A 23,285-nucleotide genomic window follows, 5' to 3' on the forward strand; every position below is an offset into this window, starting at 1 on the left:
GCATGAAGTTAATTTGACGCAAATATAATCACTATAAAGTACGGTGATTGGAGTTGGCGCTAACCTTTAAACTGAAGCATGCGATTTAATGGTTTCAAAGCTCGTTCAGCCAATGTTGCATCAACATGAATCTCGTGCTTTGCACCACCGTTTTCAAGCGCTTCTGCAATTGCCACAAGACCGTTCATGGCCATCCACGGGCAATGAGCACAGCTGCGACAAGTCGCACCGTTTCCAGCAGTAGGCGCTTCAATGAAATGTTTATTCGGTGACAACTGCTGCATCTTATAGAAAATGCCACGGTCAGTTGCCACAATAAAGGTATCATTTGGCAACTCTTGGCTTGCTTTAATCAGCTGCGATGTTGAACCTACGGCATCAGCCATTTCGACGACGGACTGTGGCGACTCTGGATGGACCAAAATTGCCGCATCTGGATAAACACGCTTCAAGTCTTCGAGAGCTTTCGTTTTAAACTCATCGTGAACTATACAAGCGCCCTGCCACATGATCATGTCAGCGCCTGTTTGCTTCTCAATGTAGGCCCCTAAATGTTTATCAGGTCCCCATAAAATCTTTTCGCCATTCGCATCAAGATGGTCAACAACCTCAAGCGCAATACTTGAAGTGACAACCCAGTCTGCCCGTGCTTTAACGGCTGCCGAGGTGTTCGCGTAGACCACCACAGTACGATCAGGGTGTTCATCGCAGAACCGCGAGAATTCCTCAATAGGACAGCCTATATCCAACGAGCAAGTCGCCTCTAGCGTTGGCATCAGCACGCGCTTATGCGGAGTAAGAATCTTGGCGGTTTCGCCCATGAACTTCACCCCAGCAACAATCAGCGTGTCTGCTTCATGCTTCGCACCAAATCTCGCCATTTCAAGCGAATCAGCTACACAACCGCCAGTTTCCTCAGCGAGAGCCTGAATTTCCGGATCGGTGTAATAATGCGCAACCAATACCGCATTCTTTTCACGTAATAATTGTTTAATACGTGCGGTGTATTCTGCTTTTTCAGCGTCTGATAGCGCTTTGGGTTTAGGCGGGAATGGATAATCTAAGCTATCAATTACCCGTGCTTGAATTTCTGCCGTAATGCTCATGGTACCACTTCAATGCCTTAAAAAAGTTTGACGATTATAAATCAAATTGGGGCGCGAAGGGAAAAAATAAAGTGGTGGGTTGTGCAGGATTCGAACCTGCGACCAATTGATTAAAAGTCAACTGCTCTACCAACTGAGCTAACAACCCATAATAAAACTTTGAAGGAGGTGAGAGTGATTGGTGGGTTGTGCAGGATTCGAACCTGCGACCAATTGATTAAAAGTCAACTGCTCTACCAACTGAGCTAACAACCCATCACTTTCGCGTTACACACTTATCAGTGGCAACGGCGGCATAGTTTACTTAAAAAGCCGCTCGTTGCAACTGTAAATTGAAGGAATCGGGTGCGTTTGCTCAATTTGCGAACATTTACCCGAATTTTCTACAGGAATTTTACAAATTGTCGAGGCGTTTACGTGCTAAACCAGCTTCCGTCGAATCAGCATATTCGCTAATCACCTGATTATATAACTCGCGCGCTTTCGCTTTATCATCTTGCTGCTGCGCAATAATGCCCAGTTTCAAAAGACAATCACCACGCTTATTACTATCTGGGAAGTCACTAACAACAGTCGCAAAATGACCTTTCGCTTGGTCGTACTTGCTTTCAGCAAATAACAACTGACCTAACCAATAGTGCGCGTTTGGCACGTACGTAGAATTCGGATATTTTTCGATAAATGATTCAAAGGCTGGCACTGCAGCATCATATCGTTTATCGCGAAGAACCAATTGAATGGCTTGTTCGTAAGCTTCGTTTTCTGATAGATCTGCTGAGTAATTCGTTGAGCTACTCGTATCAACCGCTGTTGTATTCACTTGCGCCGGTTGTGATTGAGCTGCTGGCTGTGACGCTAAACGTCGATCGATTTCTTGATAGATTTCACGTTGACGCTGCAGAATCTGCTCAATTTGATATGCGTGTTCTTCCGTTTTACCACGAAGTTCAGCAACCTCATCTTGCAACTGAGACATTTGGTCTAACAGTGCCATCTGCGCTGCATTACGCGCATCCATAACACGTTCGAGTTGATTAAGACGTTCTTCTAACGATCCACTGCCTAACTTAGAAACCGGTGCCTGCGCATGCAGGACACCGGGAATCAGAAAGGCCAATACTAAGATTACTTTTTGCATTGGCTCAACCAGAGTTACTTAGTAAACGAGTACACCGCGGCGGTTTTTCGCGTAGGCGTCATTGTTTGAAGCGTTGATTAACGGCTTCTCTTCACCGTAAGAAACGGTCGTGATCTGGCTAGAGCTTACGCCCAAGTTCTGCAAGTATTGTGCAACAGCTTTCGCACGACGCTCGCCCAACGCGATGTTGTACTCAGGTGTACCACGCTCGTCACAGTGACCTTCAACAGTTACTGTTACGTTCGGGTTTTCAACCAAGAAGTCAGCGTGCGCTGCTAATACTTGTGCATACTCAGATGAAATACGTGAATCATCGAATGCGAAGAAAACCATGTTTTCTTGACGCAATTCAGCAACTTTTTCAGCGCGAATTTCTTCAGGAGTTTTTTCACGCTCTACAGCGCCAACATCAACACCTGATTGATCTTGTTGCTGCTCTTGCTGCTGGTTAGTTTGCTGGTCAACAGCCTCCTCAGCACCTTGGTTAGAGCTACATGCTGCAAGAGTCAGCATAGGTACTGCAATGAACAGACTTTTTAAGGCTTTGTTTGCGTTCATGTCCGCGTTCCTTTCTTTCATGTAAGTGATTGAACTTGCTTTAAAACATTCGTACTAACGTAAAAACGGTGACCACGACGGTGATTTTACTTCACCTTCTCGCGCAGGTAAACGCGCTTTAAATCGTCCGTCTACCGATACCAGCGCCAGTACTTGCTGGTTATTATGGGTGGTGCTGTAAATCACCATACTACCATTCGGTGCCAAGCTTGGCGACTCATCCAAAGCTGTCTGCGTTAAAACCTGCATCGTACCATTTGGATAGTCCTGACGTGCAATGTGATAGTTACCTTGTGTCCGGTTAACCATAATCACTTGCTTACCGTCTGGCGAATACGTTCCGCCCAAGTTTTGTTCGCCCTCAAAGGTTAATCGGCGAACCTGGCCTGAACTTAAATTTACGCTATAAAGTTGTGGTCTGCCACCCCTTTCTGACGTAAAAATCAGCGAGTTACCGTCTGGCGACCAAGCTGGCTCAGTATCAATCGCGTGATGATTCGTAATTCGACGTAAACGCTTTGTCGCGATATCCATCACGTAAAGTTCTGGGTTGCCATCTTTCGATAGCACCATAGCTAAGCTTTTGCCATCCGGCGAAAACACTGGACTACTATTAATGCCAGGGAACTGTGTCATCCGTTCTCGACTACGAGTATAGATGTCCTGAATGAAAATCTCAGGTTTTTTGTTCTCAAAGCTGACATACGCCAGTTTATTTCCATCTGGCGACCAAGACGGTGACATCAACGGTTCAGGGCTACGTAGCAGCACCCGCTCGTTATAACCATCGTAGTCCGCCACCACAAGCTCATACGGCTTATCTAACTCATGGTTAACAGTAACATACGCTATACGGGTCATAAACGCACCGCGTTGACCGGTTAAGGTTTCGTAAAAGATATCTGAAATACGATGGGAGTACTGGCGGAATTGATCACCTGAAATAACACTCGAGCGTGCATCCAGTATATGATCTTCTGATGTCACCAATTGACCGTTACGAAGAACTTGAGTACCGCTGGTAATTTGCCCTCGTAAAATATCAACAATCTCAAACGAGACGGTATAGCGATCCATCGAATGTGGCTCAATCGTGCCTACCAGTACAGCCTCGACGCCTAAACCTGCCCACGCTGTATAATCGATTTCAGCGGAGCTTGATGGCCGCTGCGGCATACCATTTACCGGAATTGGATTAAATTTACCACTGCGCATTAAATCGGCAGCTACAACTTCCGTAAGCCCCTCTGGCTTCGGACCATTCCCCAACCATTTAAACGGTACGACAGCAATAGGACGCGCCGAATCGATACCGCCAGTAATGACAATTTCAAGTGAGGCTTTGGCCGGCTGGCTAGAAATCAGCAAACTAGCCGCGGTTACAACACAAATGAGCAGTTTCTTCATCATAAGCTTCTTCATTTAATCCGCGATAAATGGGAACGTAATATTTTTCATTTCTTCGTACACGTCTGGGTCATTTGACATCGGTAGTGTACCAATTTTCAAGATGGCGCGTCGGGCCGATTCGCACACAGCGCGGTCACCCTCACCTTCACTTACTGAAGTAACAAAACCACTTCGCGATAGGGTGATATTTAAGCGGCATTCTTTACCGCGCATCGAATCATCGACAATCCAGTTACGTTGAACCGTATTCCTGATCAGCGCTGAATATCGATCAACCTCACTTTGAACTTGCTGGCGTCGAGCCGCCGCACGCTCTTGAGCTTCTCGGGCTAATTCTTCTTGCAACTGTCGCTCTCGCTCGGCACGTTCACGCGCTTCTTGCTCACGACGTTTACGCTCTTCTTCAGCTTTGCGCGCCTCTTCTTCTTTGCGTTGACGTTCCGCTTCAGCCTTGGCCGCCGCTTCTTCCTCACGCTTACGCCGTTCGGCGGCAGCCGCAGCCGCTTTTTCAGCCTCTTCACGCTCTTTCTTCGCTGCCGCTTTTTCCTGCTCTAAGCGACGCCGTTCATCTTCTTGTTGCTTTTGCAACTCACGTAACCGCTGTTGCTCTGCTTCGCGTGCTTTGCGAGCCTCAGCTGCCTTGCGTTCAAGTTCAGCTTGGCGTCGTTGCTCAGCTTGCTCCGCTTGACGCTCACGTTCACGAATTTCATTTACACGCTTCTCAACTGCCGCTTGGTCAACAGTCACAGCTTGTACAATTTCTTGATTATCAGGTTGTGGCGCGTTAGGAGCTGATAGCTCTACTTGGAGCGGCTTATCAAATGGCATCTGGAAATGCATGCCGAAGATCATCAAACCGACAACCGCAACATGCACTAACAGCGACAGTACCAAAGGCACTGTCCAATCACTAGGCCATGACCAACTCTTCTTTGCCACTACTGATCACCTGCTGAGTTATCTGTCATCAAACCAACCTGCGGTACGCCAGCTCGCTGCAACAGCACCATTAACTGGACAACCTGATTGTATTGTACCGAACCATCGCCTTTCACAACCACGGGACGATCAGGACTTACCTGAAGCTCAGCCTGTACAGCAACCGCCAAATCAACCACATCCATAGCGGCATTGGGGTCGTTATTGGTGCTCAAATAGTAATTACCATCCTTATCTACTGACGCAACAATTGGCGGCTTACTCTCAGGGTCTAGCGGCTCCGCTGATGCTTTTGGCAAATCCACTTTCACACCTTGCGTAATCAATGGTGCCGTCACCATAAAGATAATCAGTAGAACCAACATGACATCAATGTATGGCACCACATTGATTTCCGACACCTGCTTCCGGCGCCGACGCGTTACCGTCATCATGCCGCAGCACCTGCTTTTGATTGCGAACCTTGGCGCTGCAATATCGCCATTAATTCGTCCATAAAGTTGACGTATTGGTTATCTACTTTTTCCACACGATATGTAAATCGGTTGTATGCAATAACTGCTGGAATTGCCGCAAATAAGCCCATCGCTGTTGCAATCAGTGCTTCAGCGATACCTGGTGCAACCATAGCAAGTGTTGCTTGCTGCACCGCTCCTAAGCCAATAAACGCATTCATGATACCCCAAACCGTGCCAAATAGGCCGACGTAAGGGCTAATTGAGCCGATTGTCGCTAGAAACGACAAATTGCTCTCTAAACGATCGAGTTCGCGTGAGTGAACCACGCGCATTGCACGGTATGACGCATCCAACATCTGCTGTTGGCTTAACGTTTCGTTCTTGCGTAAACGGGCAAATTCTTTAAAGCCCGCGTGAAAAATCTTTTCCATTCCTGAGGCGTTTTGTGCGCGCGCCGAAACTTCCTGAAATAAACGAGCCAAATCAACACCGGACCAAAACCGGTCTTCAAAACTTAACGCTTGTTGCGTTGCTGTTTTAATAATTTTCGCACGTTGAAAAATCATCATCCAACCAACCACCGAGAACGCTAACAACAACAGCATTACCAGCTGGACAACAATACTAGCTTCTAAAATCAGCGCAGTTATCGACAATTCAGTTTGCACGTTTTAACACCTCAAATATTTCTGCTGGCATCGGCACCGCTTTCACCGACTCACCAGATTCTCCTAAATTGACACAAGCAGCTTTAATTTGCGCCTGACATAAAACCGATCGATTGGCATGCAACACTTGCTGCGTAAATACCACCGACGCCTTTCCGAGGCGTTCGACCACAACCGTTACTATCAGTTCATCATTAAATCTTGCCGGCTGCAGTAAATCCATCTGCACCTGGCGCACGACGAAACCAATTCGATGCGACAGCCACGTATCCTGTTCAATCCCTAAAGAGCGTAACCATTCTGTCCGCGCCCGCTCAAGGAATTTGAGATAGTTCGCATAATAAACGATACCGCCAGCATCTGTATCTTCGTAATAGACCCGAATCGGCCATTCAAATGTTAACTTGTTCAATTTTACACCAGACATTTTTTTATCTTAACGATCTGACCAATTTTTACAAAACCCTTAATATTCGAGCCATATTTTGGTCTGACCAATTTATGTTAGCGCATTTTTTAACCACCAAAACCAGAGTCGCATTAGTAAAAATAATGTGAAACACAATTTTTCTCGTTTGAAAGGTGGTCAGTCCTCCGTATAATGCGCGTCAGATATCAGATACGAAGAGACCGGTTGTCACTTCTTCCTGTTATTGTTCCCTGGATTTAACTTCCTTGTTGTTCTGTATTTTGCCCGCTCCATGAGCGGGCTTTTTTTTGTTCGTTATTCGTTATTGGTTATTCGTTGTTCGAAAAAACAAGAAAACGAGAAACCAAAACGAACACACAAAAAAGTGAGCAAATCTGATTCCGAGCTCAACAGCGAGCTAAACTCACGAATAACCAATAACGAATAACGAGTAACGCTTTTAGTCTTTCCCTAAGCCGAAGTGGGCGTAGGCGTGTGGCGTCGCTATTCTTCCCCGCGGAGTTCGCTGCAAAAACCCCTGCTGAATTAAATAAGGCTCCAACACATCTTCAATCGTGTCTTTCTCTTCGCCAATCGCTGCCGCCAAATTATCTAACCCGACTGGCCCGCCCATAAACTTCTCGATAATTGCCAATAGCAACTTGCGGTCCATGTAATCGAATCCCGCCTCGTCAACATCGACCATCGCAAGTGCAGCTGCCGCCGTTGGTTGATCAATATGACCGCTATTCTTTACCTCGGCAAAATCACGCACACGTCGTAGCAAACGATTTGCAATACGCGGCGTACCGCGCGAGCGGCGCGCTATCTCTAGCGCTCCATCAGCTTCTAAATCCAAGTTCAAGAATTTAGCTGAGCGACGAATAATCGTGGTTAACTCTTCCACATTATAAAACTCAAGCCGCTGGACAATGCCAAACCGGTCACGCAATGGCGACGTTAAAGCGCCAGCTCGCGTTGTCGCTCCCACCAACGTAAACGGTGGAAGATCGAGTTTAATCGAACGAGCCGCAGGGCCTTCACCAATCATAATATCGAGCTGATAATCTTCCATCGCCGGATACAAGATTTCTTCAACCACCGGACTCAACCGGTGAATTTCATCAATGAACAGCACATCATGCTCTTCAAGGTTGGTTAACAATGCCGCAAGGTCGCCCGCTTTTTCTAGCACAGGCCCTGAAGTTTGCCGGATATTTACGTTCAATTCATTGGCAACAATGTTCGCTAGGGTTGTTTTGCCTAGCCCTGGCGGCCCGAAAATCAAGACGTGATCGAGCGCCTCAGAACGCTGCTTAGCGGCCTGAATAAAAATTTCCATTTGCTCAACCACATGCTTCTGGCCGGTGTAATCAGCAAGATGCTTAGGACGAATAGCGCGATCAATCACTTCATCTTCGCTGCTCGCCTGCGGTTGATTTATGCGGTCTGGCTCAATCATTGTTAACACCCCGTAGCCCGGCGTTTCACGCCGGGTAGCGCAACGCGCTGTTATTGCCCGTCGTTACACTTTATAACGCCGGGTAGCGCAACGCGCTGTTATTCTCCCAAATTACTACTAATCTCTATATTTTCGCACATCTTGGTACGCTGAATAGAACACCGCGGAAGCCCTGATATTCACGGCGCTGCGCGCCACCCGGCGTGAAACGCCGGGCTACATATTCTTCAGCGCGAAGCGGATGAGGGCTTCGCTTGGTGCTTCGGGTTCAGCTTTGAGTGCCGCCGCGACAGCTTTCTCAGCTTGGGCTGGCTTGTAGCCAAGCGCCAACAATGCACTCAGCGCGTCGTCGCGCGGCGAGCTACCGCTAATCGTTGGATTCATCTCACCAAAGTCAATTGGGGCAGCATCGGTTGCAGGCGTTGCCGTACCCCAATTTTTTAATCGGTCGCGCATTTCAACAACTAAGCGTTCCGCTGTTTTGCGGCCTACACCCGGAAGTTTAACCAACGTGGAGACATCATCGTGTGTTACAGCATGAACAAACTGATGCGCCGTCATACCAGACATAATAGTAAGGGCTAACTTCGGGCCGACACCTTGCGCTTTTATCAGTTGCCGAAATAGCATGCGTTCTGCAAACGTATTAAACCCATAAAGCAGTTGCGCGTCTTCACGCACCACAAAGTGTGTGATGATTTTTACTTGCTCGCCAATATCTGGAAGTTCATACAAACAAGTCATCGGCATCTGAACTTCATAGCCAACGCCGTGTACATCAATGAGAATTTCAGGTGGTTGCTTAGCGATTAACGTTCCTGTTAATTGACCAATCACGCGCGTCCCCTTGTTGTTTTTAGTATGAGTTGTGTGCGTGTATGTGCATGGCACAACGCAACAGCTAACGCGTCGGCGGCATCAGCTTGCGGCTTATGCTGCAGTTTCAGCATCGCCATGACCATGTGCTGCACTTGCGTCTTGTCAGCAGCACCCGTGCCTACCACCGCCTGTTTCACCAAACGCGCAGCATATTCTGCCACTGGCAAACCAGCACCGGCTGCAGCGACAATCGCAGCACCTCGAGCCTGACCTAACTTTAGCGCAGAATCAGGGTTGCGTGCCATAAACACTTGCTCAATAGCGAATTCAGTCGGTTGAAACTGCGCAATAAGCTCAACAATACCATCATGGATAACTTTGAGCTTATCGGCAAGAGTTGGTTCGGCTTCGCCTTTAAGGCTGCGCATCACATTGATGCAGCCGCTGCCTAAATAGGTAATTTGATTGCCTGATTGGCGAATCACACCATAGCCGGTAAGGCGTGAACCTGGGTCAATTCCCAGAATTATGGCCATGATTCGCTCCTATCAGTAAGGTATTTTATTCACTGTCCTTCAAGGTAACAGCAACGTTGAGTTCTGCCAATGCCTCTGGGTTGGCAACGCCTGGTGCGTCAGTCAATACACACGCCGCGGTTGTTGTTTTCGGGAATGCAATTACTTCGCGAATAGAACTTGCGCCTACCATTAGCATCACTAAACGATCAAGACCAAAGGCCAAGCCCGCATGTGGCGGCGTGCCGTACTTCAAGGCTTCAAGCAAGAAACCAAACTTCTCTTGCGCTTCGTCTTTGCCAATACCCAAAATTTCAAACGCCGCTTGCTGCATTTCGTTATTGTGAATACGAACTGAACCGCCGCCGACTTCTACGCCGTTAAGCACCATATCGTAGGCATTCGACAGCGCAGCTTCTGGGTTCGCTTTCAATTCATCTGGGGTCACACCAACCGGCGCGGTGAACGGATGGTGAATCGCATGCAAACGGCCTTCGTGTTCTTCGAACATCGGGAAGTCGACAACCCAAAGAGGACGCCACTCGTCACTCACGAGTTCAAAATCGTTGCCAACCTTCAAGCGCAATGCACCCATGGCTTCTGCAACCACAGTTGCTTTGTCCGCACCGAAGAAAATGATATCACCGTTCGCCGCTTCAGTACGGGTTAGGATGCCTTCAAGTGCCGCATCTGGAATAAACTTAAGTACCGGCGACTGAATTCCGTCGCGGCCCGCACTCAAGTCGTTCACTTTCATCCACGCTAGGCCTTTCGCACCATAGATACCAACAAAGTTGGTATATTCATCAATGTTCTTGCGTGAAATTGCTTCCGCTTTGCCTGGCACTTTCAGCGCAGCGACGCGCCCTTTCGGATCATTCGCTGGGCCGGCAAACACTTTAAACTCAACATCTTTGAGCAAGTCAGCCACGTCAATTAACTCAAGTGGATTTCGCAAGTCAGGCTTATCGCTACCGAAGCGACGCATCGCTTCGTGCCACGTCATCCGCGGGAAATCACCCAAATCAACATCAAGCATTTCTGAGAACAGCTTGCGTACCATCTGTTCTGTTACCGCCATCACTTGGTCAGACGACATAAACGATGTTTCAATATCAATCTGCGTAAATTCTGGTTGGCGATCTGCCCGTAAATCTTCGTCACGGAAACACTTCACAATTTGGTAGTAACGATCAAAACCAGACATCATCAGCAACTGCTTAAACAACTGCGGCGACTGTGGCAATGCGAAGAACTTCCCTTTGTGTGTGCGGCTTGGCACCAAGTAATCACGCGCGCCTTCAGGCGTTGCTCGAGTCAACATTGGTGTTTCGATGTCTAAAAAACCATGGTCATCTAAGAAACGACGAACCGCGCTGGTTACTTTGGCTCGGAACTGTAAGTTGTGGTTCATGTTTGGACGACGTAAGTCCAAATAGCGGAAGCGCAAGCGCTGCTCTTCACTTACCTGCTGATTAAAATCAATTGGCAGTGGCTCGGCACGGCTAATAATTTCAAGCTCAGTCGCCATCACCTCAACCGCACCGGTCGCCATAGTTTTGTTAACCTGGCTTTCAGGACGCGCACGCACGGTGCCCACTAAACGAATACAGAACTCTTGACGTAGCTTGTTTGCAGTCTCGAAAAGCGCCTTTTGGTCAGGATCAAACACCACCTGCACCAAACCAGTTCGGTCGCGCATATCAATAAAAATCAAACCACCTAAATCACGGCGTTTATTCACCCAACCGCACAAAGTTACGGATTGGTCTACAAGACTCGTTTCAAGTTGTCCACAGTAATGGCTACGCATGGGATCATCCCTACCACAAATTAAGAATTTACAAGGCTGCACATTATAACGGACTTACACTGAATGTCAGTAACTGTCGGCGCAATTTAATAATGAGAACAACCATGGTGCTACTGTTTCGGGCTACGTTACGTTAAAATACATCGAGTGTCTGTCAGCCAAAGATTATTGAGACGTATGACGAAGAAAGATTCGATATTCGCAGAGCCATTGCCGCAAGTCAGCGATTTTGTGTTTGATCACACCGTGGTGGAAGTATTCCCCGACATGATCAACCGCTCCGTACCTGGCTACCAAAGCATTTTGCAAGGCATTGGCCAGCTCACTAAGCGCTTCGCACAATCTGACTCTAATCTCTATGATTTAGGCTGCTCGTTAGGCGCTGCGACATTAGCCATGCGCCAAAACTGCCAGCACCTTAGCGGCGTTCAGGTTATCGGTATCGACAATTCCGAAGCCATGGTTGAGCGTTGCAAGCTTCACTTGCAAGGCTATCGTAGCGACGTGCCTGTGAGTGTGCGCTGCGAAGACATCCAGCAGTCTGACATTAAAAGTGCTTCCGTGGTGACCATGAACTTCACCTTGCAGTTCGTGCCGCCAGAGCAGCGCTACGACTTACTGAAAAAAATATACGACGGCCTAAAACCGGGCGGCGTAATGTTGTTGAGCGAAAAATTCCGCAGTGCCGATGAGCACATGAACGAGCTGCTTGTAGATATTCACCACGAATTCAAACGCGCCAACGGCTACAGTGAACTCGAAATTGCCCAGAAACGCGCAGCCATCGAGAACGTCATGCGCATCGACACACTTGAGGCGCACCATCAACGCCTGCACGAAATTGGCTTTAATCACACCCAAGTGTGGTTCCAATGCTACAATTTCGCGGCACTACTAGCCGTTAAATAGCTAGCCGTTAAATAACTTGCCGAGAATTAACCGGAGAAATGATGAATTTGTTCGCCCAAGATCTTATCTCTGTTGCCCAGTCACCTTTGCAGCATTGGCTTACAACCTTGCCAGCGCAGTTAGAAACATGGCAAAAAGAACAACAGCACGGCGAATTACCCAAGTGGCTTCGTTGCGTTGCGCAACTACCTAAAATCGAACCGCAACACGTTTCTCTTGCTGATACGATTACCGTAGCGAACGAGAATATTAGTGAAGGCGAGCAAAACCGTATTCGCGGCCTCATGATGCAACTCACACCGTGGCGCAAAGGACCGTTCGACCTGCATGGCGTGCACATCGACACCGAATGGCGTTCAGATTTTAAATGGCAGCGCGTGTTGCCCCATTTAAGCAATAACGGCGACCTCAGCGGCCGCCAAGTACTTGATATCGGTTGTGGCAGTGGCTATCACCTGTGGCGCATGCTTGAAGCCGGCGCCGATCAAGTTTGGGGCATCGACCCAGGCCAGTTGTTTATGGCACAGTTTATGGCCATTCGGCACTTCATGCCTGCCGAACTTGCCGCACGAGCCCACTGGTTTCCACTCGGTGTCGAAGATCTTCCTGAACTCCGTGCGTTTGACACCGTCTTCAGCATGGGCGTCTTATACCACCGTCGTTCGCCAATTGATTTCCTGACACAACTTCGCGCCCAATTAAAAACGGGCGGCGAACTTGTACTCGAAACATTGGTGGTTGAAGGCGACGAACATACCGTTTTAGTGCCAGGCGAAACCTACGCCAAAATGCGCAACGTTTGGTTTATCCCAAGCACCAAAGCCCTATTACACTGGATGAGCCGAGTCGGCTTCAAAAACGCGCGCGTGGTCGACGAATCCATCACCAGCCTCGAAGAACAACGCGCCACCGAATGGATGCAAGGTCAATCACTCGCCGACTTCCTCGATCCAAACGACCGCAGCCGCACCATCGAAGGCTACCCCGCCCCCCGCCGCGCCGTCATCATCGCCAACCCGTAGCCCGGCGTTTTACGCCGGGTGATGCGTAGCATCGTGAATGCCCGAGCTTACGCCGATGGTCATAGGCATGGCCATAGTCATAAGCATGGGCATGGGCATAAGCATAGGCATGGGCATAAGCATAGGCATAGGCATGGTCATAAGCATAGGCATAGGCATGGTCATAAGCATAGGCATGGGCATAGGCATGGTCATAGGTATGGCCATAGTCATAGGCATGGTCATAAGCATGGGCATAGCCATAGTCATAGGCATAGGCATAGCCATAGTCATAAGCATGGCCATAGTCATAGGCATGCCACCCTATTTTATTCTCAGTGTTCAGTTGCATCAAAAATGGAGCATTTTAGCCACCTCGTTTTGCTCTCTTTTTGATGCAACTGAACACTTATTTTTTATTGGCATATACCCACTCTTCTCTGCTCGTTAGTTCATTAATTGATACCTTGGATTATTATTCCGATAACGATATTTTTGAGTTATGGGCCTTGGGCTGTGCAAATTGACTGATGTTGCGGTTCTTTAGAGATAGGGAGCCATAATGGCATCGAATCTTCGTTGACGTTCATCCTTTTCGCGTTTAGATGGCGGCTCAGCCAGCGCTGCATCAAGGATTTCAATGAATTTCGGGGCTAAACCGAGTTCGACGAGTGCCGCTATTAAATATTCACTGCGTACACTATGACCACTTTCCATTCTTGAAATGGTTGCGCGACCACAATACAACCTCTCAGAAAAGGCTATCTGACTCATTCTATACTCACGTTCGGTACGTATAAATTTCGCTAGCTTACGGACAACTTCGTCTTGCAGTTCTTGTGGAGATTTCATTGGTTTGCTTCCAGAGTACAGAAAAGAGGAAGTATAGGCACTCACCAAACCGGCGGACTTTAATTAATTCATATCCACTTAGCTTTTTGGCTTATTGCTGACATATTCAGATGTAGGTGGGATAAGCTCCATCACGTCAAGGCTTCTAAGCATCAACGCGATGGGCTGTAAACGTCAAGGTATTAGCGTTGCTTGGCGAGCCAGGCTTTGAAGTCGGTGCCGAGGGCTGGGTGACGCATGGCGTGTTCAACGAAGGCTTGCGTGTAACCTAGCTTGTTGCCGCAATCATGGCTCTTGCCTTTCATGTAATAGGCATTAACCGGCTGTTGCTCGAGCAGCATTGCCATTGCATCAGTCAACTGAATTTCATTGCCAGCGCCCGGCGGTGTCTTCTCCAGTAGCGCCCACAAGGCGGCTGGGAATACGTAGCGACCAACCACAGCTAAATCCGATGGTGCTTCATCAACTGGCGGCTTTTCAACTAAACGTTTAATTGAAGCCTGCTCGCCCGGCGCTAGCTCCACGCCGTTGATGTCAGCAACGCCATATTGATTAACTAACTCAGCCGGCACTTTTTCGACCATAACCTGCGCTGCGCCAGAGGCGTTAAAGTTAGCGACCATTTCGGCCAAGTTATCTCGACTTAAATCACAGCTTGCTGAGTCGACCAATACGTCTGGCAGTACCACTGCAAATGGCTGGTCTTCAATCAATGGACGCGCACAAAGCACGGCATGGCCAAGACCTTTTGCAACGTCTTGGCGCACGGCCATCACGGTAACCTGAGGCGGGCAGATTGCCCGCACTTCAGCTAAAAGTTGATCTTTAGCCCGTTTTTCCAGCATATCCTCTAATTCATAGTTGGCGTCGAAGTGGTTTTCGATAGCGCTTTTGCTTGAGTGAGTTACCAAAATAATATCGGTTAGCCCAGCTGCAGCGCACTCTTCGACAATATACTGAATCAACGGCCGGTCAACCAACGGCAGCATTTCCTTTGGAATTGCTTTGGTTGCTGGCAGCATCCGCGTCCCCAGACCTGCCACCGGAATCACAACTTTTTTTACCATGTTCAACAAATCCTATTGTTTAATGTTTTATTGCTTTTCAGCTTTTGTGCCTAGGCCTTCGTGTTCGGCGACAGCTTCCAGCTCTTGATCAAGTCCTTCGGCCGTCGTTCTTGGCTCCACACGCTCTGCCCCATGCATCCAATTAACAAGCATGCCAGAGATAAACCAAAGAACCACAGCGAAAAATAGTAAACCTACCGCTACGCCACCAAATACCATTAATAAGCCTGCATAACCTGGGTCAAGGCCAATTGACGTTGCTACTTGAATCGAGAAGTCATACTCGCCTGCATTTTCACTGAATGCACCAACCATGCCCGCGAGGTAGCTGGCAATCGCTGGCATCAAGAACCACACACCCATGACTAATGATGCTAAACGCAACGGAGCGAGTTTTGTCATCAGTGACAAACCAACTGGCGAAATACAAAGTTCACCCAAGGTGTGGAATAGATACGCGAGTATCAACCACATCATATTCGCTTGACCGGTTACTTGAATCTCAAATAAGCCCAAAATCAAGAATACGAAACCAATTGAGGTGAGTACCAAGCCTGCGAAAATCTTAATCGGCGCATCTGGGCTTTTATCTTTCTTGTGTAACCACACCCACAATACGGAGAAAATAGGTGCGAATAGCAGAATAAATAGCGGGTTCAGCGATTGAAAATATCCAGCTGGAATAATCGAATCACCAAAACTACGGTCAGTGTAACGATCAGCATAAATATTCATCAAACCACCGGCTTGCTCAAACGCTAACCAGAACACCGTGACGAACACAAATAGGAACAAAATAACGCGAAGGCGATCATGCTCAACTTTTGATAGTGGCTTCTTCACACCACCGGCCGCTTCACGGTCACGTTTTGCACCAGGAATTTTACCAATATCGCCTAAGAAACGCTGGAAGAATAAACCTTGAGTAATCACGGCTAGCGTCATACCAATACCAGCGGCAAAGTAACCCCAGCGCCAACCATAATCAGGGCTCTCACCCAACGTCGAGGTAACCAATGGCGCAATAAACGCACCTAAGTTAATACCCATGTAGAAAATTGAGAACGCACTATCACGACGTGCATCACCTTGTTGATACAAATCACCAACAATGGTCGAAATGTTTGGTTTAAATAGGCCGTTACCAGCTATCAAAATACCTAAACCGATGTAGAACAGTTCAATGCTGTGCGGGGTCGCCGCAAACAAGGTGAACTGCGCTGCAGCCATCAAAATACCGCCGAGTAGAATCGAGCGGCGCTGTCCTAAATAGTTATCAGCTAACCAACCACCAATCAGCGGCGTAAAATAAACAAGACCGGTATACATACCATAAAGCGATAATGCATCCGCATCGCTCATGCCGAATCCTGGGTTTGCCGCTTCAGTTGCTGCAACCAAAGTAAGTACTAACAATGCGCGCATGCCGTAGTAAGAGAAACGCTCCCACATTTCGGCAGTAAAAAGCACATACAGGCCCTTCGGGTGACCCCAAAGTTCAGACTTCGCAGGCGCCTGGCTCATATAATATTCCTCAGTAAATGTAATTATCGTTATTCAAGTTATAACAGTGACGGGCTTTTATAACGCAGAAGCCTTGCATGGTGCAAGGCTTCGAGGCTTAAAACTGGTCGTAAAAATCGTCGTCCAGTTCCTCTTCATCCGACTGTGCTGGCGGATTTCCATCGTAAACTTTGTCTTGCCAGCGCTGAAAATACGATTCTTTCACGAACGAATACGGATCCAAAGATTCTTCCAACATTGGCTCTAAGTCCATCAGTTGAATACGCGCTTCGAGCCCTTTAATCATCCAACGCGCCACACTTGTCGGTCCACTCAAGTTATCTAGTGGGAAATACATGCCATCAACAACATCACCACCACGATCAACCACAACGGTTGGCCCAAGACCAGGTAGCATCAAGTAGGGACCATCAGCAACACCGTAGGATGCCAATACTTCGCCAAAACCCTCTTCGCGACGCTCAATTCCCATCTCAGTAGCGACATCAAAAATACCAAGCACACCAACGGTGCTGTTAATCGTGAAACGCCAGAAACTCACACCAGCATCCACCACTTTGCCCTGAAGCGCATTATTGACCAACGACGATACTTCATCGAGATTTTCTACCGCATTCGACAAACCTTTTCGCATCGGCTTTGGCACGTGGCTGTATGCTTTTGCGGCGGGGCGGATCACAGCATCATCAAGCTCTTCGTTGAAGTCCCACACTTCACGGTTTACTTGCTCGAACGGGTCTCGTTCGTCAGCCCAAGTATCGTCCTGTGGGGCGCTCGCGCAACCGCTTGCCAATAAGGCAACTGCAGCAATTGCTAAAAGTCTGTTCATAAAAACTCCCTTAAAAACCAAAACCGTTATTAGCCGTTAGATATTAGATATTAGAAAACAACTAAAACAGCCGAGCTAATATCTAATATCTAACGGCTAATATCGTACTTGCGTTTACTTGATCACTAACCGCACGGTGGTGGTGGCTGGGTCGATGATCAGTGGCACCGCATCCAAATCACCCTCAGCCGCATCAATTTGTTCATCAGCTGATATACGAGCCATCACCTGCCATTGGTTCAATTGACTCAAGCGATAGTCCGGTAGCATCGCGTTAGCATCCGATAAGGTGACGGTAACCGGGAACTCGGAAACTGGCTGACGAACAACCGCTGCTGGCATGCCTGGGCCATCAGCTGCGCGTACGTAAACAAACAATGTTGCACCTTCGGGCACGTCAGCCATTCGTTCTTCACTAATATCGACCGTAACAGTCAGTTCCAATTCCGTTGCCTCGAGGCGTTCCCGTGCATCAGCAACAGCTGTTGCAACCGGCTGATAGCGTTCATCAGACTCAGGAATTTGTTGTAATAACAACTCCCATGCTGTGATGGCTTGCTCCCAATCACCACGCTGAAAAGCCACAAAGCCCAATAACGAAAGACCTTCTTGGTTGTTTGGCTCTTGCTCGAGTACGCGGCGTAGCATCGTCGCCGCTTCCGGCATCATCTCTTCGTCACCCGTTTGCAGTAATAACTGTGCATAACTCAGCAGTGTCCCGATACGGTTCGGTTCCATGCTCAATGACTTCTTATAAGCTTCAATGGCTTGCTCCAATTGACCCAGAGCAGTCATTGAGCGCGCATAAACCAACCAAGCGACAGCATCATTCGGTTCACCCGCTAAGCGCTGACGTAAACCCAGCGCAAAGGTCTCAAGTTCTTCGCGAGTCGTTTGCGCACTGTCGTTGGTGAGTACCTTTTTACCTAATTCAGGGAGCGCTTGTATGGCTTCATCGGCTTGACGTTGCAGCGTCCAGCTACCAAATAAGCTATAAAGTACGACAGTTAACACCACCACCAATACCGCTGGTAGCCAAATATTGCGACCAACTTGCTCATCATGCAACTGCTCTAACTCAGTATTTTCAGTAACAAAACGTTTATCTAATTCATTGTTAGCACGCTCAAATGCGTTTTGAGTGAGCAAACCGTCTTCGCGCTCTTGCACAAGTTCAAGTTTGCGTTGCTCATATAACTCGCGGTTGACGTCTAAGCGTGTGCGTTGCTGATCACGTTGGCGGCGTCCGGTTAGCAATAGAAATAAACCACCGGCCAATGCCACGGCTAAAATCAACGCAATGTGTACAATCATGATGATTTATCCTGTTTTGAAGCACGCAGCGCGGCTAATTGCGCTTGTTCCTGCTCACTTAACTCAACTTCTGCGTTATTGCGGGCTCGTACGCGCATCAAAATGACACCTGCGCCAACTAAAATCACAATAACTGGACCCAGCCATAACACAACGGTACTCACCTTAACCGGCGGTCGGTAGTAGGCAAAGTCGCCATAGCGCGCAACCATGTAATCAACCACTTCCTGCTTCGATGCGCCTTGCTGCACCATCATATAAGTTCGGTCACGCAAATCTTTGGCTAAGGGCGCATCAGAATCGCCTATCGTTTGATTTTGGCATTTCGGACAGCGCAGCTCATCGATAAGCTCGCGGAATAAGGCTTCTTTCTGCGGGTCATCGAATTTATAGGTTTCAAGGTTAACCGCATAAGCGACACTTAACGAACTAAGGGTCACGCTAAACGCGACTACGAGCATGGTGATTAAGTTTCTCATCATTACTTCGCTCCTGCGCCTTGGTAAGACTGCATTAGTTCGTCGTACTGTGGTTTTAATATCGTATTCCAAACACGGTCGTTTACATCGCCCACATGACGATAGACAACTTCACCAGCCGAGTTAATCAAAAACGTTTCGGGTGCGCCATATACACCGAAATCAAGGGCAACCATGCCACGTTCGTCAAACAAATTGAGTTGATACGGATCACCTAAGGTGTTGAGCCAGTTGACGGCTTTCGCACGCGAGTCATCTTTGTAGTTCAAACCAACAATATAAACTCCTTCCGCTGCGAGCTTATTCAAATATTCATGCTCGGCGCGACACGTTGGGCACCAAGTTGCCCATACGTTCAATAACATCGGACGACCTTGTAGCACGGCTTCAGTATGCATCTTACTCGTATCGTAGATATCAGGCACCGTAAACTGCGGCACTGGTTTTCCAACGAGTGCCGAGCTAAGTTCGGTTGGATCAGAAAACAAGCCGCGCAACAAAAATAGGGTTAACCATATAAATGCCAACAACGGCAGGGCCAAAATTACCCAACGTAATTTACTACGCTGTGCCATAGTTACCTCGCTGTTTTCGCTGTGACCGATAACGCTTGTCACTCATCGCTAATGCACCACCTAAAGCCATGATCACGGCGCCAAGCCAAATCCAGCGCACAAATGGTTTAATGTAGATGCGTACTGCCCACGCATTCGGATTTTCGTCATCTTGTAATGGCTCGCCCAATGCGACGTACACGTCACGTAAAAAGCCAGAGTCTAAACCGACTTCGGTCATGCTCATGCGCTGCACCGTATAGAACCGTTTTTCAGAGACTAACTCTGAAATTTTACGATCATCTTTATACACACTAAATTCAGCATGGTCTGTCGTGTAATTTGGTCCCTGCTGCTCGCTAAGTAAATCAAATTGAATACGATAATGTTCTACTTGTACCGATTCACCTGGTGCCAAGCGGACATCACGTTCAACTTCGTATTGGCTTACCGCCGCAATACCAACCAGTGTCACGGCAAAACCGAGGTGGCCAAGCACCATACCCCAGTGGCTACGCCCTAATTTAGTTAGACTAGCCAGCCCTTCACCACGTTGCTGTATACGCTGCTTCAACTCAGTAACCAGCGTCATCACAATCCACAACGCCATCACCAAACCTAACACCGTCATTGCCAGAACTTGATCGGCAAACACGTACGGCAGAGCGAAACCAAGCAATACAGCAAGAGCAAGTGCAAGGAACAAATCAGTCGCTAACGGCTTCAGCTCTTGGCGACGCCAACGCAATAGCGGCCCTAAGCCCATCAACAACACAAACGGCACAATCAGCCAAGTAAACATTTGATTAAAGAACGGCTCGCCAATCGATATTGAGCCCAGACCAAGTTCTTTGTGAACCAATGGCAACAACGTGCCAAGGAGCACAACTAAGGTTGCCGCCATTAATAAAATATTATTACCAAGCAACATCACTTCACGCGACACCGCTTCATATTTGGTTTGGCTGTTAACGGCGCCAGCGCGCAAGGCAAACAATAATAGCGAGCCACCAATAACAACGGCTAGCAAGCCGAGAATAAATAGACCACGAGCAGGATCTGTTGCAAACGCATGCACCGAGACAATCACACCAGAACGCACCAAGAAGGTACCAAGCAAACTCAAACTGAACGCGGAGATTGCTAAAAGCACGGTCCACGATTTAAACGCGCCCCGTTTTTCCGTAACAGCTAAGGAGTGAATCAACGCAGTACCAACCAGCCACGGCATAAAACTGGCGTTCTCAACCGGATCCCAGAACCACCATCCGCCCCAGCCTAATTCGTAGTAAGCCCACCAACTGCCCAGCGCAATACCTAAGGTTAAAAAGCACCAAGCTGCCGTCGCCCACGGCCGTGACCAACGCGCCCATGAAGCATCAAGCTTACCACTAACAAGTGCTGCAATTGCGAAAGCAAAGGCAACCGAGAAGCCGACATAACCCATGTATAACAGTGGCGGGTGGAAGATCATGCCTGGGTCTTGTAACAGCGGGTTTAAGTCACGCCCATCCACTGGAATCAGTGGTAACGCCCTATCGAACGGATTCGATACACTCAGCATGAACAAGTAAAAGCCGATGCTAATGAGCCCAAGCACCGCCAACACCCGCGCCATCATGGTTAATGGCATTCGCCGCGAAAACATAGCGACAGCTGCAATCCAGCCAGCCTGCATCAGCATCCACAACAAGAACGAGCCTTCATGTGAACCCCACACAGCAGTGATGCGATACACTAACGGCAACGCCGTATTTGAATTGTGTGCCACATAGGAAATGCTGAAGTCGTTAACAATAAAGCCATAGGTGAGCGCAGCGTAAGCTAACGCCGTGAATAAGAACTGACCATAGGCAAGAGGCCGAGCCAGCAACATCGCGCCGCTATGACCGCGCCAAGCGCCCCATAATGGATAAATCGCGAGTAAAACGGAGAACGCAAGCGCTAACGCCAGCGTTAATTGTCCAAATTCAGCAATCATTGGTTATTTCCAGAGCTGTCTTGTTGGTCAGAATCTTCTGCTTTTGAACCGGTGTAATCCGGCTGGTTCGGATTGACGTGTTTAATGCCCTTCATGGCTTCTGCCAATTCTGGAGGCATATACTCTTCGTCGTGCTTCGCTAATACTTCGGTTGCTTTTAGCACGGTTGGTTCAATCAAAACGCCCTGCGCGACAATACCCTGCCCCTCACGGAACAAGTCCGGCAAAATACCGGTGTAGAGTACAGTCACTTCAGGGCCGGTATCGGTTACCTGAAAACTTACTTCAAGTGTTTTCGGGTTGCGCTTCACCGAACCTTCAACAACCATGCCGCCAACTCGTATACGCTGTCCTACTTCTGGGCGAACCTTAGTAACACCCTTCCCTTCAATCATTTCTGACGGGGTATAAAACAGGTCAATGTTTTGCGTTAACGCATACAAAATCAAACTAATGGCTGCGGCTACGCCAACCACCAAAGATAAAACCCAAGCGAGGCGTTTTTTACGACGTGGAATCATTGGTCACCATACTCCTATGACGCTCTTGCTGTTTACGACGCGCGATACGTTGCTGTTGTTGCTGTTTTTTTACAGCCATTTGCGCTAATTTTTTGCGCGTTAGCAACCCGTGCACCACTAATATTGCGATAGCTAAAATTGAAACCCCGAAGGCGAGCCATACATAAAACCCATAGCCGCCCATCCAAATCACTTCTTGCCAACTATCAAACGCCATGGTTGGCCTCCACACCCAGTTTCTCCATTGCCCACGGACGGTGCAGCTCTTGCTTTAATATCTCATTACGCAACCGTTGTGTTATCAGCGCAGCGGTTAAGAACAAAAAGCCGGCGATGCTAATCAATAACGGGATAAGCATTTCAGGTGGCATGGACGGTTTTTCGAATTTCGTAATCGTGGCTCCCTGATGCAATGAATTCCACCAATACACCGAAAAGTGAATAATCGGCACATTAATTACGCCAACTAAAGCCAATATTGCAGCTGCTTTAGCGCCAGTTCGTGCGTCATTGAAGGCATAGTAAAGCGCCAGCACACCGATATACAAAAACAATAAAATAAGTTGTGACGTTAAGCGCGCATCCCATTCCCACCAAGTACCCCACATCGGCTTACCCCACACGGCACCAGTGAATAGGGCAACAAATGTGAGCGTCGCCCCAACTGGTGCAATGGCAGCAATCGCCCATTCAGCCGTGCGAATTTGCCACACCAGTGCAATCAACGCCGCAATCGCCATTCCGGTATAGGCCCCCATCGAGAACATGGCGCTTGGAACATGAATGAAAATGATGCGGTAGCTATCGCCTTGTTGATAATCAGGTGGTGCATAAAACAATCCCCACACCAACCCGACGGTTACAAAAACCAAGGCTAAACCGCTTAACCACGGCTGCCATAAGCCTAATAATCGATAGGTTGCTTCGCCTTTTGCGTACGGATGTAACCATTTCCACAT

At 48.2% G+C, this 23,285-nt stretch carries 26 protein-coding genes and 2 tRNA genes; 2 read left to right on the top strand and 26 right to left on the bottom strand.

From position 1 onward, the window contains the following. Nucleotides 1–59: 59 nt before the first annotated feature. The 14 genes from nadA to aspS form a co-directional block, all read right to left on the bottom strand. Nucleotides 60–1,106, bottom strand: coding sequence for a quinolinate synthase NadA (nadA, locus tag CWI76_RS05225; protein ID WP_198678558.1), 1,047 nt, complete (start codon nt 1,104–1,106; stop codon nt 60–62). Nucleotides 1,107–1,178: 72 nt separating this feature from the next. Beyond that, nucleotides 1,179–1,254, bottom strand: a tRNA-Lys gene (locus CWI76_RS05230). Between the two features lie 31 nt (nt 1,255–1,285). After that, nucleotides 1,286–1,361: transfer RNA gene (locus tag CWI76_RS05235), tRNA-Lys, on the bottom strand. Between the two features lie 139 nt (nt 1,362–1,500). After that, nucleotides 1,501–2,244 (bottom strand): tol-pal system protein YbgF, encoded by a 744-nt coding sequence (gene ybgF, locus CWI76_RS05240; RefSeq protein ID WP_126759265.1) that lies wholly within the window; start codon nt 2,242–2,244, stop codon nt 1,501–1,503. 18 nt (nt 2,245–2,262) lie between these two features. Beyond that, nucleotides 2,263–2,802: a peptidoglycan-associated lipoprotein Pal gene (gene pal, locus CWI76_RS05245; RefSeq protein ID WP_126759266.1), complete on the bottom strand. Its 540-nt coding sequence runs from the start codon at nt 2,800–2,802 to the stop codon at nt 2,263–2,265. A 54-nt stretch (nt 2,803–2,856) separates the two neighbouring features. Then, nucleotides 2,857–4,212, bottom strand: a complete 1,356-nt coding sequence (gene tolB / locus CWI76_RS05250; protein ID WP_404408431.1) for a Tol-Pal system beta propeller repeat protein TolB — start codon at nt 4,210–4,212, stop codon at nt 2,857–2,859. A 12-nt stretch (nt 4,213–4,224) separates the two neighbouring features. Further along, nucleotides 4,225–5,151: a cell envelope integrity protein TolA gene (gene tolA / locus CWI76_RS05255; RefSeq protein WP_241967953.1), complete on the bottom strand. Its 927-nt coding sequence runs from the start codon at nt 5,149–5,151 to the stop codon at nt 4,225–4,227. Further along, entirely contained in the window at nt 5,151–5,585 is a 435-nt protein-coding gene (tolR, locus tag CWI76_RS05260) for a protein TolR (protein ID WP_126759268.1), read from the bottom strand. Before tolR ends, tolA begins: the two co-directional genes overlap by 1 nt. Beyond that, nucleotides 5,582–6,277, bottom strand: coding sequence for a protein TolQ (gene tolQ / locus CWI76_RS05265; protein WP_126759269.1), 696 nt, complete (start codon nt 6,275–6,277; stop codon nt 5,582–5,584). Before tolQ ends, tolR begins: the two co-directional genes overlap by 4 nt. Further along, on the bottom strand, nt 6,267–6,704 hold the full coding sequence (gene ybgC, locus CWI76_RS05270) for a tol-pal system-associated acyl-CoA thioesterase (protein ID WP_198678559.1): 438 nt from the start codon (nt 6,702–6,704) through the stop codon (nt 6,267–6,269). Before ybgC ends, tolQ begins: the two co-directional genes overlap by 11 nt. A 442-nt stretch (nt 6,705–7,146) precedes the next feature. Further along, nucleotides 7,147–8,148 carry a Holliday junction branch migration DNA helicase RuvB gene (gene ruvB, locus CWI76_RS05275; protein WP_126759270.1) on the bottom strand — a complete coding sequence of 334 codons (1,002 nt, stop codon included), beginning with the start codon at nt 8,146–8,148 and terminating at the stop codon, nt 7,147–7,149. Nucleotides 8,149–8,364: 216 nt separating this feature from the next. Beyond that, nucleotides 8,365–8,985: a Holliday junction branch migration protein RuvA gene (ruvA, locus tag CWI76_RS05280; RefSeq protein ID WP_126759271.1), complete on the bottom strand. Its 621-nt coding sequence runs from the start codon at nt 8,983–8,985 to the stop codon at nt 8,365–8,367. Then, nucleotides 8,982–9,503 carry a crossover junction endodeoxyribonuclease RuvC gene (ruvC, locus tag CWI76_RS05285; protein ID WP_126759272.1) on the bottom strand — a complete coding sequence of 174 codons (522 nt, stop codon included), beginning with the start codon at nt 9,501–9,503 and terminating at the stop codon, nt 8,982–8,984. Before ruvC ends, ruvA begins: the two co-directional genes overlap by 4 nt. 25 nt (nt 9,504–9,528) lie before the next feature. Further along, on the bottom strand, nt 9,529–11,295 hold the full coding sequence (aspS, locus tag CWI76_RS05290) for an aspartate--tRNA ligase (RefSeq protein ID WP_126759273.1): 1,767 nt from the start codon (nt 11,293–11,295) through the stop codon (nt 9,529–9,531). Between the two features lie 177 nt (nt 11,296–11,472). On the opposite strand from aspS, the gene cmoA reads away from it, so the two are divergent. Both cmoA and cmoB read left to right on the top strand, forming a co-directional pair. Beyond that, nucleotides 11,473–12,204 (top strand): carboxy-S-adenosyl-L-methionine synthase CmoA, encoded by a 732-nt coding sequence (cmoA, locus tag CWI76_RS05295; protein ID WP_126759274.1) that lies wholly within the window; start codon nt 11,473–11,475, stop codon nt 12,202–12,204. Nucleotides 12,205–12,242: 38 nt separating this feature from the next. Then, nucleotides 12,243–13,226, top strand: a complete 984-nt coding sequence (cmoB, locus tag CWI76_RS05300; protein ID WP_404408441.1) for a tRNA 5-methoxyuridine(34)/uridine 5-oxyacetic acid(34) synthase CmoB — start codon at nt 12,243–12,245, stop codon at nt 13,224–13,226. Here cmoB and CWI76_RS05305 read toward each other — a convergent pair. From CWI76_RS05305 to CWI76_RS05360, 12 genes are all read right to left on the bottom strand, one after another. After that, complete coding sequence (locus CWI76_RS05305) at nt 13,210–13,557, bottom strand: hypothetical protein (RefSeq protein WP_157980807.1); 348 nt, start codon at nt 13,555–13,557, stop codon at nt 13,210–13,212. The genes cmoB and CWI76_RS05305 overlap by 17 nt on opposite strands. 191 nt (nt 13,558–13,748) lie before the next feature. Beyond that, the gene (locus CWI76_RS05310; RefSeq protein ID WP_126759276.1) at nt 13,749–14,057 is read right to left on the bottom strand and encodes a hypothetical protein; all 309 of its coding nucleotides are present in this window, start codon (nt 14,055–14,057) and stop codon (nt 13,749–13,751) included. A gap of 182 nt (nt 14,058–14,239) precedes the next feature. After that, nucleotides 14,240–15,124 (bottom strand): UTP--glucose-1-phosphate uridylyltransferase GalU, encoded by an 885-nt coding sequence (gene galU / locus CWI76_RS05315; RefSeq protein ID WP_126759277.1) that lies wholly within the window; start codon nt 15,122–15,124, stop codon nt 14,240–14,242. Between the two features lie 27 nt (nt 15,125–15,151). Further along, a complete protein-coding gene (locus tag CWI76_RS05320; protein WP_126759278.1) occupies nt 15,152–16,648 on the bottom strand; it encodes a peptide MFS transporter in 1,497 nt (498 codons plus the stop codon). A 97-nt stretch (nt 16,649–16,745) separates the two neighbouring features. Further along, nucleotides 16,746–17,477: an MlaA family lipoprotein gene (locus CWI76_RS05325; protein ID WP_126759279.1), complete on the bottom strand. Its 732-nt coding sequence runs from the start codon at nt 17,475–17,477 to the stop codon at nt 16,746–16,748. Nucleotides 17,478–17,591: 114 nt separating this feature from the next. Beyond that, the gene (ccmI, locus tag CWI76_RS05330; protein ID WP_126759280.1) at nt 17,592–18,791 is read right to left on the bottom strand and encodes a c-type cytochrome biogenesis protein CcmI; all 1,200 of its coding nucleotides are present in this window, start codon (nt 18,789–18,791) and stop codon (nt 17,592–17,594) included. Then, nucleotides 18,788–19,273, bottom strand: coding sequence for a cytochrome c-type biogenesis protein (locus tag CWI76_RS05335; RefSeq protein ID WP_241967954.1), 486 nt, complete (start codon nt 19,271–19,273; stop codon nt 18,788–18,790). The genes ccmI and CWI76_RS05335 overlap by 4 nt, the downstream gene beginning before the upstream one ends. Further along, nucleotides 19,273–19,845, bottom strand: coding sequence for a DsbE family thiol:disulfide interchange protein (locus CWI76_RS05340; protein WP_126759281.1), 573 nt, complete (start codon nt 19,843–19,845; stop codon nt 19,273–19,275). The genes CWI76_RS05335 and CWI76_RS05340 overlap by 1 nt, the downstream gene beginning before the upstream one ends. Continuing rightward, entirely contained in the window at nt 19,832–21,805 is a 1,974-nt protein-coding gene (locus CWI76_RS05345) for a heme lyase CcmF/NrfE family subunit (RefSeq protein WP_126759282.1), read from the bottom strand. The genes CWI76_RS05340 and CWI76_RS05345 overlap by 14 nt, the downstream gene beginning before the upstream one ends. After that, nucleotides 21,802–22,326 (bottom strand): cytochrome c maturation protein CcmE, encoded by a 525-nt coding sequence (gene ccmE / locus CWI76_RS05350; protein ID WP_126759283.1) that lies wholly within the window; start codon nt 22,324–22,326, stop codon nt 21,802–21,804. Before ccmE ends, CWI76_RS05345 begins: the two co-directional genes overlap by 4 nt. Further along, nucleotides 22,310–22,543 (bottom strand): heme exporter protein CcmD, encoded by a 234-nt coding sequence (gene ccmD / locus CWI76_RS05355; protein WP_126759284.1) that lies wholly within the window; start codon nt 22,541–22,543, stop codon nt 22,310–22,312. Before ccmD ends, ccmE begins: the two co-directional genes overlap by 17 nt. Continuing rightward, nucleotides 22,533–23,285, bottom strand: coding sequence for a heme ABC transporter permease (locus tag CWI76_RS05360; protein WP_126759285.1), 753 nt, complete (start codon nt 23,283–23,285; stop codon nt 22,533–22,535). The genes ccmD and CWI76_RS05360 overlap by 11 nt, the downstream gene beginning before the upstream one ends.

Origin of the sequence: Pseudidiomarina marina (genome assembly GCF_003987045.1) — a bacterium.
In the GTDB taxonomy this organism is placed as follows: Bacteria; Pseudomonadota; Gammaproteobacteria; order Enterobacterales; family Alteromonadaceae; genus Pseudidiomarina; species Pseudidiomarina marina.